At 43.1% G+C, this 12,580-nt stretch carries 11 protein-coding genes; 2 read left to right on the forward strand and 9 right to left on the reverse strand.

Annotation, left to right across the window (positions count from 1 at the left end):
* Nucleotides 1–45: 45 nt before the first annotated feature.
* The 4 genes from CB4_RS14035 to CB4_RS14050 form a co-directional block, all read right to left on the reverse strand.
* Nucleotides 46–663: a trimeric intracellular cation channel family protein gene (locus CB4_RS14035; protein ID WP_096466401.1), complete on the reverse strand. Its 618-nt coding sequence runs from the start codon at nt 661–663 to the stop codon at nt 46–48.
* 195 nt (nt 664–858) lie between these two features.
* Nucleotides 859–2,097: a serine/threonine transporter SstT gene (gene sstT / locus CB4_RS14040; protein ID WP_096466402.1), complete on the reverse strand. Its 1,239-nt coding sequence runs from the start codon at nt 2,095–2,097 to the stop codon at nt 859–861.
* An 877-nt stretch (nt 2,098–2,974) separates the two neighbouring features.
* Nucleotides 2,975–3,250, reverse strand: a complete 276-nt coding sequence (locus CB4_RS14045; protein WP_231956012.1) for a hypothetical protein — start codon at nt 3,248–3,250, stop codon at nt 2,975–2,977.
* A gap of 33 nt (nt 3,251–3,283) precedes the next feature.
* Complete coding sequence (locus CB4_RS14050) at nt 3,284–4,528, reverse strand: serine hydroxymethyltransferase (RefSeq protein WP_096466403.1); 1,245 nt, start codon at nt 4,526–4,528, stop codon at nt 3,284–3,286.
* Nucleotides 4,529–4,692: 164 nt separating this feature from the next.
* Between CB4_RS14050 and pdxR the strand changes: the two genes are divergently transcribed.
* On the forward strand, nt 4,693–6,123 hold the full coding sequence (gene pdxR, locus CB4_RS14055; protein ID WP_096466404.1) for a MocR-like pyridoxine biosynthesis transcription factor PdxR: 1,431 nt from the start codon (nt 4,693–4,695) through the stop codon (nt 6,121–6,123).
* Nucleotides 6,124–6,161: 38 nt separating this feature from the next.
* On the opposite strand, the gene CB4_RS14060 is transcribed toward pdxR, so the two are convergent.
* The 4 genes from CB4_RS14060 to CB4_RS14075 all read right to left on the reverse strand — a co-directional run bounded on the left by CB4_RS14060 (nt 6,162) and on the right by CB4_RS14075 (nt 9,428).
* Nucleotides 6,162–7,292 (reverse strand): aspartate aminotransferase family protein, encoded by a 1,131-nt coding sequence (locus CB4_RS14060; RefSeq protein WP_231956013.1) that lies wholly within the window; start codon nt 7,290–7,292, stop codon nt 6,162–6,164.
* 132 nt (nt 7,293–7,424) lie between these two features.
* A complete protein-coding gene (locus CB4_RS14065) occupies nt 7,425–8,168 on the reverse strand; it encodes a YggS family pyridoxal phosphate-dependent enzyme (protein WP_096466405.1) in 744 nt (247 codons plus the stop codon).
* Nucleotides 8,169–8,266: 98 nt separating this feature from the next.
* Nucleotides 8,267–8,803 carry a pyridoxamine 5'-phosphate oxidase family protein gene (locus CB4_RS14070; RefSeq protein ID WP_096466406.1) on the reverse strand — a complete coding sequence of 179 codons (537 nt, stop codon included), beginning with the start codon at nt 8,801–8,803 and terminating at the stop codon, nt 8,267–8,269.
* Nucleotides 8,804–8,978: 175 nt separating this feature from the next.
* A complete protein-coding gene (locus CB4_RS14075; protein ID WP_096466407.1) occupies nt 8,979–9,428 on the reverse strand; it encodes a transposase in 450 nt (149 codons plus the stop codon).
* A 191-nt stretch (nt 9,429–9,619) separates the two neighbouring features.
* Between CB4_RS14075 and CB4_RS14080 the strand changes: the two genes are divergently transcribed.
* Nucleotides 9,620–10,528 (forward strand): tetratricopeptide repeat protein, encoded by a 909-nt coding sequence (locus tag CB4_RS14080; protein ID WP_096466408.1) that lies wholly within the window; start codon nt 9,620–9,622, stop codon nt 10,526–10,528.
* A gap of 695 nt (nt 10,529–11,223) precedes the next feature.
* On the opposite strand, the gene glnA is transcribed toward CB4_RS14080, so the two are convergent.
* The gene (gene glnA, locus CB4_RS14085; protein WP_096466409.1) at nt 11,224–12,555 is read right to left on the reverse strand and encodes a type I glutamate--ammonia ligase; all 1,332 of its coding nucleotides are present in this window, start codon (nt 12,553–12,555) and stop codon (nt 11,224–11,226) included.
* Nucleotides 12,556–12,580 lie beyond the last annotated feature (25 nt).

Below are 12,580 nucleotides of genomic sequence, written 5' to 3' on the forward strand. Positions count from 1 at the left end.
CCGACTCTCTTTAATAAGAGCCGGGGCTACTTTTTATGGACACTATTAAACCAGGCCTTTTTGTAGGCCACGACGCGGCAGGCGCCATTTATAGAAGACAGAAAACATGCGCATAATCGTAATAAACGCGCACAAACCATACAACTGTATTGGATTTGAATGAGCGATCATGCCCGTTCCGATCAAAAGTCCGGCCAGAATCGCCCACAGCGCATAAATCTCGTCGCGCAGCACCATTGGCCTACGTCCAGCCAGCACATCGCGAATCATACCGCCACCGATTCCGGTCATAACCGCCGCTACAACAACCGCGCTCAGCGGGCGACCTAGCTGCGTTGCATACAACGCCCCCTGTACAGCAAATGCTGCCAATCCAATCGCATCAAGCAACTGCTCCCAACGCTTCCAGTATCGAATCAGCGCAACGGGCAGGCAGAAGCAAACTGCCATCGCAATCGTTGCCGTCCATAGAAGTGGTCCCTGCTCCCATAAGGTCGGAACCGGAATGCCAATAAAAATATTGCGCAGCACTCCGCCACCAAACGCGGTGGCCATTCCAAGGACGAATACTCCATATATATCATATTCCTCCTCCATTGCTACGACTGCACCACTCAATGCGAACGCAATTGTCCCAATCACGTTCAGGATATCCCATGTCATGACTGCTCCCCCTGTATTTCTTGTGTTGTTTTATCTATTCACAGCGTATCAAGAATCTGAAAAAAAAGAAAGAGAAGTTCATCCGCTTCTTATGTAGTGATTACTCATACAGATAATAAAAAACTACACCTCCAATTGTTAGTCGCTTCTAACAATTGGGGTGTAGTTCAATCGCCCGATAAGAAGATTTCTTCTTTATGCTGCTTTGTTGATATTTATTTTTTTTCCTTCTTTACGCCACTCTTTAAATTCAGCTGCTGCTGTGAAAAGTACGTCTGTGGATGAATTAAGTGCTGTTTCACAAGAATCTTGTAAAACACCGATGATAAAGCCTACTCCAACTACCTGCATAGCAATATCAGCTGGGATGCCAAATAAACTGCATGCTAGAGGAATCAGTAACAAGGATCCACCAGCAACCCCTGAAGCACCACAAGCACATATAGCTGATAGTACGCTGAGGATGATTGCTGTAGGAATGTCCACGTGAATACCAAGTGTATGAACCGCCGCAAGTGTCAAAACAGAAATCGTAACAGCGGCACCGGCCATATTAATGGTTGCGCCTAATGGAATGGATACGGAATAACTATCCTTATCCAAACCTAGATTTTCACATAATCTCATATTTACAGGAATATTTGCAGCTGAGCTACGTGTAAAGAATGCTGTAATACCGCTTTCCTTTAAGCACTTAAAAACAAGCGGGAAAGGATTTTGACGTATAGCTACGAACACAATGATTGGATTGACAACAAGCGCCACGAAGAACATACAACCAAGCAAAACGGCAAGTAATTTTCCATAGCCTAGTAACGACTCAATTCCATTTGTAGTAATAGAATCAAATACTAGGCCCATGATTCCTAATGGTGCAAACTTAATCACCCATGTAACCATTTTAGATACAGCATCTGAAAAATTAGAAATCATCGTTTTTGTCGTATCAGGGGCATTTCGTAAAGCCAAACCAAGGAGTACCCCCCAAGCTAAAATACCGATATAGTTCGCATTATAAATGGCCTTAACCGGGTTATCAACAACGTTTAGCAGTAATGTTTTGAGAACCTCTACAACACCGCCAGGAGCCGTCACACCCTCAGCACCCTTTGCAAGTGTTAAGCTTACAGGAAAAATAAAACTCATAATAACGGCGATTAATCCAGCTAAAAAGGTTCCTAAAAGATATAGGAAGATAATGGATTTCATATTCGTTTGGTGTCCACTCTTATGTTGAGCGATGGCTGACATAACCAAGAAGAGTACCAACACAGGTGCGATTGCTTTCAAAGCACCTACAAATAAAGTGCCTAAAATTACAACAGGTTTTGCTGCTCCGGGGATCGTTACAGCCAGGATAATACCAATAATCAAACCTACAATTATTTGTTTTACCAGACCCAATTGACCCCACTTTTTCAGTATACTTTTCATAGATGTTCCCCCACTAATTTAAGATAAAACTGTAATATTGCTACTATCGAGTTATCCATCTCTCATAACCCTGCGATAGAGTTACGTCTATTACAAATAGATCGTTCGAATAATAGGTGACTTTTATTAGATATGTACCAACCTCACTCCTAGAGTTTGGCTTGGATTTCTAATTAAATAGGTTTCTGTATGATTAATTTCTTCAATGGATGGCCATCCTCATCACATTCCACCCCATAAAGACAACTGTCTTCATGGCAAATATTATTATAATGATTTTTTCGATATATTACAACATTATTATATTTATCAATAAAGTTTTAAACATTTAAATATTCACATAATTTGTAAGAGAAAACAATATATATCGATAATCTTTTCGCGAGCGATTACTATTTCAAAAGAATTTATAGCTCTCAGAAGCAAGGATCTTTATGGATTCATGTACATATCCATGAACCATGCCTTTATAACAAAAAGAAAAAGCAGTGCTTTACTTACTCAAAAACACTGCCCATTTTCTTACTCAAATTTATTTTATGATAAAAACTTTACCACATTAAATGGCTGAAACAGTTTTGGAAAATTTGACGACAATCTTGAAAATTTCCGTCATCATGACTGAGTGAAAGAAAGTGCATAGACCATAGATCACCCTTCAAGAAGCTGAGAGCCAGACAGGAAACCACCTTTTATAAGCTTAAATTTGCATCCTGCCAGAATGAAAAACCCTTACTTACTTACTTACTTACTTACTTACTTACTTACTTACTTACTTACTTACTTACTTACAAACGACCAGTCAATACCATTAACTCGCAACAAAAAAAGAAGGAACTTTGTCCCTCTCTTGATAGCAAATGCCAATACATCTCTGTTATCTGTCTTTCCTCACCAGCAGCGAACAGTAATAATCGAGATACTCGTCCCATAATATTTCTGTCCCTTCCAACATCTCGTCTTGATGGGCATGAAAAAAAGACAGGGCTGTATTGATCCTGTCTTGGTCTTGCAAATTATTATATTTAGCTTCCCATTCACTCCATACATCATCCCGTTCAGAAAAACAAATAACCGCTGATCGTTTAATACTCCAGACTCCTAGTATTTTTCCTTTTAACAAGTCAGCCATCAAATCTTCTTCATTAGTCACTCCTGTAATGAAACGAATTTACGTGCTATCAGACTAGTAAAGCCCTCTATATAAAGGAAATTGGGACGTAATCTCACGTACACTTCCCAATATTTGATCTTTAACCGTCGAACTCCGGGGATTTTTAAAGGCAAGTCCAATAAGCTGGGCAATTTCTTTCATTTCCTTAGGTCCTAATCCTCTAGATGTCATAGCAGGAGTCCCGAAGCGAATGCCACTCGTTACTAACGGGCTTGCCGTATCATGAGGAATAGCGTTTTTATTAGCCGTAATCCCCACTTCATCGAGTATTGTTTCAGCTTCTTTGCCCGTAAGTCCAATCGGGCGCAAATCAACCAATACAATATGATTATCTGTTCCTCCCGATACAACGGTTAACCCTTCACTCATTAGTGCTTCCGCCAATACGTTAGCATTTTCAAGAGTTTTTTTCATATACGTTTTGAAATCCGGTTGCAATGCCTCGCCTAGCGCAACCGCTTTTGCCGCGATGACATGCATAAGCGGGCCGCCTTGTGACCCAGGGAATATTGCTTTATCAATGGCTTGCTCCCATGGTTTACGGCACATGATGACACCGCCTCTTGGTCCTCGCAACGTTTTATGCGTTGTCGTCGTAACAAAGTGCGCGTGCGGCACCGGGTTAGGATGCAAACCTGCCGCGACAATTCCTGCAATATGTGCCATATCCACAAAGAAAATGGCCCCAACTTCGGCCGCAATTTGGGCGAACAACTCAAATTCGATCGTTCGTGGATAGGCGCTGGCGCCAGCAACGATCATGTGCGGAAGATGCTTATGAGCGAGCTTTCGCACTTGATCAAAGTCAATGCGCCCCGTTTGTTCATCGACACCATAAGGCACAAAATTGTAAAGTCTTCCGGAAAAATTCACCGGACTCCCGTGTGTAAGATGGCCACCATGTGATAAATTCATGCCCAGAATCGTGTCACCAGGCTTGACTGAAGCAAAATAGACCGCCATATTCGCCTGCGCGCCGGAGTGAGGCTGCACATTGACATGTTCAGCACCAAAAAGCTCTTTGACACGGTGAATGGCAAACTCCTCGATCATATCGACATACTCACATCCACCATAATATCTTCTTCCCGGATACCCTTCAGCATATTTGTTGGTCAGTACCGTACCTGTAGCTTCCATGACAGCCCGGCTTACAAAATTCTCCGATGCAATCAGTTCTATTTTATCCCGCTGCCGTGTAAGTTCTTGCCGAATAGCGTTGGCCACTGCTTTGTCTTGTTGTTCCAAATATTTCATGAACATCTTCCTTTCTGTCTGCATATTTCGTTTGTCACATTCTGTCGTGTTGCAAAAGCAAATATTACCATGATAATATACCAATCAATGGATTGTTATTAAATATCCATAAATCAGAAGTTAGAGCAATCCATAATCATGGTAGAAACACTCGAGGTGAATGAATGCTAAAAGTAAACCGAGATGACAAACGTCCCATCTGGCAGCAACTTCTGGACCAAGCGATCCATAATATTACAACCAGAAAATGGCCGCCAGGCGAATTGCTGCTCCCATCCCGCGAACTCGCTCTATTGATTGGTGTTTCCCGTTCAACCATACAGATTGTTTACGAGGAGCTATTCAGCCGCGGGTACACCGTAACCTCTCGTCGCGGCGGGACAAGAGTTAGCGAAGGGACATATACGACTCGTCCTGCAGAGGATGCTACGACCCAAGGACTTGTCCCCCCCGAATTGCCTTTATTAAACGCTGCAGTCGGTCATTTGCACAGTTGGTTCGGAGACAAAGAAAATCGAAAAGTAGAGATCGACTTCAGTCCCCATGAGCCTTATTTGGACGAACGTTTTCAAAAAAATTGGAGACAATCGTTTTTACAGGCCTCCACAAAAACAGACCTGGACAGCTGGGCTTACGGCGATGCCTATGGATTCCTGCCGCTACGAAAACAGATTCAACGTTATTTGTCACTTGAACGGGGTCTTCATGTGAGTATCGATCAAATCATATTAACCTCAGGCGCACAACATAGCCTTGATTTGATCGCCCAGGCCCTTTTACATGAAGGAGAAACGGTTTCGGTTGAAGATCCTGGCTTCCCTGCTGCCTGGATGGCGATGAAGTATCGGCGTATGCAAGTTGTTCCTGTTCCGGTCGACGAGCACGGGCTATGCGTAGACCGCATTCACCCTCAATCCAAACTTGTGTTTGTTACGCCATCGCACCAGTGTGCGGTTGGAGTTATTATGTCGGAACCTCGCAGGCAACAATTGTTACACATGGCTGCCGAGCAGCGGTTCTGGATTGTTGAGGATGATTACGACAGCGAATTTCGATATCGCGGTGACCCACTTCCAACCTTGTTCAGTCAGCGACCTCAGAACACGTTGTATATGATGAGTTTTTCCAAAATGGTTGCTCCTGGTATTCGGATATCAGCAATCATCGGTCCAAAAGAGGCCATTCGTCAGCTTGCCCACGTCCATGAATTAACCTATCGTCATCTTCCGATTATGGAGCAATTAACACTTACTCATTTTATCGAACACGGTCATTTCATGCGCCATATGAGACGAGTTCGAAATGTATATCGGCGCAGACACGAAGCCATGACGAAGGCGATTATCATGACAGGTCTGAGCGAACACTTCACACTAAGCGGCGTAGAAACGGGGTTGCATATGCTTCTTGAGGCTGATAAATCGTTTGACGAAGAAGCCGTGACGCACCTAGCGCTCGAAAAAGGAATCCGTGTTTATCCGCTTAGCACATATTGTTTGGAAAGCGATCGAAAAGGATGGGTACTGGGTTTTGCTAAAGTAGATGAAACTGCCATTGAAGAAGGCATTTATCGTCTGGCGGGGATGCTTTTATAATACAAGTATCCCCGTCCGAGTTTGCCCTTGATTACAGCTCAATTCGTGCTGCCATCCAGTTCCCTCAGCACATGACCTAGTATGTCGATCGCCTGATCTATTTCATCGTTGGTTACGTATAAGCTTGGCATAAACCGGATGACGTGGGTTCCTCCCGGCAAGACAAGCAGTCCGTTCTGATGTAATTTCTGAATAATTGGCGCAACAGGTTCCGTAAACTCAATGCCAATGAGCAGTCCTAACCCTCGAACGGCACGAATGACAGGATAAGTTTTTAAATCATTTCCCAGCTTGTCTAGGGCATACGCCCCCGCTTTTTTTGCTCGTTCAAACAATCCGTCCTCCATCAACATTTCAATGGTCGCAAGCCCGGCTGCCGTGGGAAGAGGTGAACCGCCAAACGTGGAAGCATGGCTACCGGCTGAAAAGGCATCCCTAAGCTTTTCCTTTCCCATCATGGCCCCGATTGGCAAACCGCTAGCCAACCCCTTCGCCAGCGTGATGATATCCGGTTCGATTCCATAATGCTCATAGGCAAACATGCTCCCTGTTCTTCCCATTCCGGTCTGTACTTCATCGACGATCAGGAGAATTCCTTTTTCCTTGCATAACGTAGCTAGATCAAGCACGAATTTTGGTTCGGCAAGATGAACACCGCTCTCTCCCTGCACCAGCTCCAGCATGATAGCAGCTGTTTTCTGCGTGATCCTGCTTCTTACACTCTGAATATCATTAAAGCGCGCATGCACAAATCCTTCCGGAAGTGGAAGACAGCCATCCTTGACCTTCTCTTGTCCCGTAGCTGTCAAGGTAGCGAGTGTACGACCATGGAACGATTGTTCAAACGCAATGATCTCGTATCGTTCATTCTCCAGCACACGTTGGTGATACCTGCGAGCACATTTGATGGCTGCTTCGTTTGCTTCGGCGCCGCTATTACAGAAAAAAACGAGATCAGCACAGCTGATTGTCACAAGTTTTTCCGCAAGCTCTTCCTGCGTCGGGATATGAAACAAATTGGATACATGCCATACTTGCTCCAGTTGTTCCTGAATTCGCATCTTTACCCTTTCTGGGACGTGACCCAGATTACAAACGGCGAGACCAGTCATAAAGTCCAAATACGATTTCCCTTCATCATCCCACAGTGTCGCTTTATTTCCTTTCACCAGTGTGAGCGGGAATTTGTTGTAGGTTGGGAATAAATAGCTTCTTTCCAGTATAACCACCACTTTCTGGCACGCTACGCGCCTGATCTATAATAAAGGTGCCTCCGTAGGTGACATTCTCCTGCCCCTCTCCTAATCGTCCTGGCGCGCGTTTTCATTCCAGTAATAGCTGTCCGGCAAGTAACGTTGGCCAAATACACTTGTCCCTACGCGGATGATGGTAGCTCCTTCTTCGATGGCCACCTTGAAATCACCGGACATGCCCATCGAGAGGATATCCATTTCTACACGCGGAAACTTTTTCTCTCGAATCTGTGTTTGAATACATTTTAATAATCGGAAGCAGTGCCGGGTCTCGTCGTTTGTAGCATTCAGTTTTCCAATCGTCATTAAGCCTTTCACGTTTAACGTTGCGAACTGGGACAATTGTTCCACCAACTCCAGTGCCGTTTCCGGAGAAGCACCAAATTTACTTTCTTCGTAGGACGTGTTGATTTGTACCAGAATATCCATGGTCTTGTTCTCTTTGGTGAGCTGATGGTGCAGAGCCTGCCCCAACTTCAAACGATCCACAGAATGAATGAGCGTAACATATTTGACAACGTCCTTCACTTTATTCGTTTGCAGATGTCCGATAAAATGCCATTCCACTTGATTATATTGCTGCATAAGTGGAAACTTGTCCCGCAGTTCTTGCGCTTTGTTTTCCCCAAATAGAGTCTCACCCGCTTGTATAGCCATTTGTAATTTTTCGAGCCGTACGGTTTTGGTCGCCAACAATAATTTTACGTCCTCTATCTTTCGCCCTGAGGCTTGGCAAGCCAATTCCATCTGCTGTCTCACGGTTTTGAGATTCTCTTCGACTAGCTGGCCCATGTCTCCTACCCTCTTTCTGTTCTACGTTTGTAAATGATCACGTTAAGCTTATTGCGTTTTGGATTGCAATAAAGCATCCAAAAAATAAACAAAACATCTTACACAGTTTTTCCAGGTTTGAACATTTTTTCTTCTTCAATCTGATTTTCTTTCGCGGTGATATGATGCGGATCAATTCGGTACACCTGAACCGGACCACCGAATACTGCTGATCGGTATTTATCTACGTGCTGCTGAGGTAACGGCCGATTATAGTAACCAGGGACATACTTATAAATCATTTCTTGCAACATGTGTGTAGCTTCATCCAGATCGACAATGGGCTGTGCCTTGCCAAAAATCATTACACTCATATACGCCGTGTCCGTCTTGGCTGGAACCGGATCAGTAATAGTTCCATATTCTTCACAAACCGTAAAGCAGACCTCCGGATTCGCACCCATAACCTGATTTCGTCTCCCATCAGTGGCTCCATGGAAATAAAGCTTTCCATTTGTCCAAACAAAATTGAGCGGAACAACATACGGCAGATGACCATCGACCATTCCAAGATGTCCAATTCGAGCTCGCTGCAGAAATGTCTCAATCTTGCTCTTGTCCAACACTTCTCTTATCTTGTAACGCACTCCATCCATTGTTATCACTCCTATTGTATTGAAGTATTATTATGGAAGTTTATCAGCTATTGGAATGAATATAAATGTCCATAATTTCAGAAATATACCAATCCATATTCGACACTAAGTAATGCTCCCCTAAGTCATACCTTATAGTCAGCGCATACGTATTTTGTCTGTTCCATTTTCACAGTCAATGACGTGAGCACTTGCTTGTCGTGCTGTTTAACCCAGCGAAAAAAGACTTCAATACCCCAGCGTTTTTCATACGAATCACAAACGGTTGATGATGCCTAACGAATGAATCAAGGCGCTTGACCTGAAAATAAGCACGGTCTGCCACCATAATAAAATTTGGATTCAAAAAGCTTTCCATCATCGGGATGCCATAGCGTAACCCTGTGGTTTCCACTACGTCATACGGCATCTTTGATGCCTCCAAAAGAGCGACATATAGTTTTACACCGGACCGTTTTCCGTGATACGGAGCCCAGGGAAGTCGAGATTCTCCTACCGTCATTGTCGTAGAATCAATGAGCAACAGTTCTTTTGGAAATGAGGTAGAACGACGAATACGACGATTGCAGCGTGAAAGAAGCGTGCTAAAAAGCCCTTTGAAAATCGAATAAGGGACCTGGCTCATCTTGTTCCAGAATAGAAAGGAATGTGGTAGATTTAGTTAATCAACACTTGTGGTATTTTATTACTATATTGGATATTATACGCATGACAAAAGTATTGTTATTCTCGAAATGGAAGGTTAATCAACCAGGATGGCGAAAAGGCTATATATAAGGTAAATAATTACATAAACCTAAATAGGGGGTAGCATTTATGAAAAAGTTATGGGGAGATACGAACCCTAAAACTCAATGGTCAAAACAGTATCGTTCTGTTCTGATTGCTATGCTTTCATGTACTTTTATTTTCTCTCCATCTGTTGGTAGTGCAACCATAATACCAAGCGATAACATTCAAGATAATTACTATATAGATGCAGAGACTAATGCTGAATTATTCGACATAAACCTAAAAGCAGCTGAACAAGGAAATGTTAACGCTCAGTTTCTAGTGGGAGAGGCATATTATAATGGATGGGGAGTCCAGAAAGATACTAAAAAAGCATTTCAATGGTATCTGAAAGCAGCTACACAAGGTTATGCAGATGCGCAGTATGCAGTTGCCTATTCGTACGAAAAAGGTTTAGGGGTCTCCCAAGATTATAAGCAAGCTTTTGGATGGTTTTTAAAAGCTGCTGAACAAGGAAATTCTCATGCTCAAAATACTGTTGGGTATTTTTATGTAAAAGGGATGGGCACTCCTAAGGATTATAAAAAAGCGATGCAATGGTTCATGAAAGCAGCTAACGAGGAAAATGCATATGCACAATATAATATTGGTCTTTTATATTTTCATGGATATGGTGTTCCTAAAGATTACAAGAAAGCAATGGAATGGTTCATGAAGGCTGCTGAACAAGAAGATGAGGCTACACAATACAATATAGGTGTTTTATATGAAAGCGGATGGGGAGTTCGCAAAGACTATAAAAAAGCAATGGAATGGTACCAGAAAGCTGCTGAACAAGAATACGATAAAGCTCAATATAGTATAGGTACCTTATATGAAAATGGATGGGGAGTTGCTAAAAACTCTAAGAAAGCCATAGAATGGTATCAAAAAGCTGCTAAACAAGGTAATCAGGATGCACAGGTCCGGATTAAAGCTCTACAAAAAAAATAATCGATTTGTGTTATAAAACGAAGCCTCCCTACCTCCTTAGAAAAATAATTCTTTAAAGCATACAAAAAGGTTCGAGAGAAATAAGACTCGAACCTTTTTGTATATATCTTAGAGATGTATACTGGATACCCCTTTTAGTGTTTATATTTAAAAACCCCATATAAAAACAAAAACTCCGAATACATGACCCGGAGCTTCTACTTAGCTTTCTATTATTTTATTGTCCGATGAATTAATACTGCTACACGAGCTACCAACACCCTTTACAATTCTAGAAATATTTGAACACACCATCAAAATTCCGAATCCAAGATCGGACAGATTTTATCCCCTTCCTGTAGTCAGCATACAGCATAATTACTTCCAACTAACTCGATCACAGTAGTCGTAGGCTTTTTATCACTGAATTTATCAAGCAACTCCTATAGTTTTGTCTCTCTTTCCTTGTTGTTCTTCATCACTTGGAATAACAGATAAACAAAAAGAGCCGCCTACGCGACTCATAAATAAAAAGGGGCTGTCCGAAAAGGGTGAATTCATTAAAATTTAAAAGTCAAGAATACTGATATATCAACGTTCTTGAACATAAAAAGAGGCATCCAAAAGTCGAAAAATCGACTTTCTGGACAGCCCCTTTTATAAATTTAAAGTATAACCCTACCAAAACGGCAGGGTTATGCTTTAAGTAACAAGGATTAGTAGTTCATGTACTGCTCGCGCTCCCATGTGTGAACGGTTGTGCGGAACATATCCCACTCGATTTCTTTTGCTTCTACAAAGTGCTCAAGTGCATGTTCGCCAATCGCTGCGCATACTACTTCATCTTTCAGCAGCTCTTGAATCGCTTCTTTCAGCGTAGCTGGCAGACTTGCGATGCCTGCTTCTTCACGTTCTGCTTCGTTCATAACATAGATATTACGGTCAACTGATGCCGGAGCTGGCAGTTTGTTCTCTACGCCGTCAAGACCTGAAGCAAGCAGAACAGCCAGTGCGAGGTATGGATTCGCAGCCGGGTCTGGATTACGAACTTCAATACGAGTGCTCAGACCACGGGAAGCCGGGATCCGAACGAGCGGGCTGCGGTTTTTCGCAGACCATGCTACGTAGCACGGAGCTTCATAGCCTGGTACAAGACGCTTGTAGGAGTTTACAGTCGGATTCGTGATCGCTGCAAATCCGCGAGCATGCTTGATAATACCAGCCAGGAAGTGCATTGCTGTTTCACTCAAACCAAGCTCAGTAGACGCATCTTCGAATACGTTTTTACCCTTAGCGAAGAGGGAGAGGTTGCAGTGCATACCGGAACCATTAATCCCGAACAACGGTTTCGGCATGAACGTTGCATGCAGACCGTGTTTGCGTGCAATTGTTTTAACAACGAGTTTGAATGTTTGGATCTGGTCAGCTGCTTCTACTGCATCCGCATATTTGAAGTCGATTTCGTGCTGACCTGGTGCTACTTCGTGGTGGGATGCTTCCATATGGAATCCCATTTGCTCAAGCGTCAGTACGATATCACGACGGCAATTCTCACCGAGGTCAAGTGGTGCGAAATCGAAATATCCACCTTGGTCGTTCAGTTCTGTAGTCGGCTGGCCTTTTTCGTCCAGTTTGAAGAGGAAGAATTCCGGCTCTGGCCCAATGTTGAACTGATCATAACCGAGTTCTCCAGCTTTTTTGAGGGAAGCTTTCAGAACCTGGCGTGGGTCACCCATGAACGGCTTTCCGTCTGGTGTGAATACGTCACAGATAAAGCGAGCAACTTTACCGCCTTCTGTAATCCACGGGAATACAACGAATGTGTCGACATCCGGATACAGGTACATATCGGACTCTTCAATGCGAACGAAACCTTCAATTGAAGAACCGTCAAACATCATTTTGTTATCCAGTGCTTTTTCCAGCTGGCTTGACGGAATCTCAACGTTCTTGATTGTGCCAAGCAAATCTGTGAATTGAAGACGAATGTATTTTACATTTTCTTCCTCAACCAAACGATAGATGTCATCTTTTGTGTACTTTGCCATCTCCAAAAAGCCTCCTTAAGTCTCT

The sequence above is a fragment of the Aneurinibacillus soli genome (genome assembly GCF_002355375.1).
GTDB classification, from domain to species: Bacteria; Bacillota; Bacilli; order Aneurinibacillales; family Aneurinibacillaceae; genus Aneurinibacillus; species Aneurinibacillus soli.

What these genes read in the sequence shown, in the direction of transcription:
- sstT (WP_096466402.1), bottom strand. Translation starts at nt 2,097, where the DNA reads ATGAAAAGTATACTGAAAAAGTGGGGTCAATTGGGTCTGGTAAAACAA.
- CB4_RS14035 (WP_096466401.1), bottom strand. Translation starts at nt 663, where the DNA reads ATGACATGGGATATCCTGAACGTGATTGGGACAATTGCGTTCGCATTG.
- glnA (WP_096466409.1), bottom strand. Translation starts at nt 12,555, where the DNA reads ATGGCAAAGTACACAAAAGATGACATCTATCGTTTGGTTGAGGAAGAA.
- CB4_RS14070 (WP_096466406.1), bottom strand. Translation starts at nt 8,803, where the DNA reads ATGGATGGAGTGCGTTACAAGATAAGAGAAGTGTTGGACAAGAGCAAG.
- pdxR (WP_096466404.1), top strand. Translation starts at nt 4,693, where the DNA reads ATGCTAAAAGTAAACCGAGATGACAAACGTCCCATCTGGCAGCAACTT.
- CB4_RS14050 (WP_096466403.1), bottom strand. Translation starts at nt 4,528, where the DNA reads ATGAAATATTTGGAACAACAAGACAAAGCAGTGGCCAACGCTATTCGG.
- CB4_RS14080 (WP_096466408.1), top strand. Translation starts at nt 9,620, where the DNA reads ATGAAAAAGTTATGGGGAGATACGAACCCTAAAACTCAATGGTCAAAA.
- CB4_RS14075 (WP_096466407.1), bottom strand. Translation starts at nt 9,428, where the DNA reads ATGAGCCAGGTCCCTTATTCGATTTTCAAAGGGCTTTTTAGCACGCTT.
- CB4_RS14065 (WP_096466405.1), bottom strand. Translation starts at nt 8,168, where the DNA reads ATGGGCCAGCTAGTCGAAGAGAATCTCAAAACCGTGAGACAGCAGATG.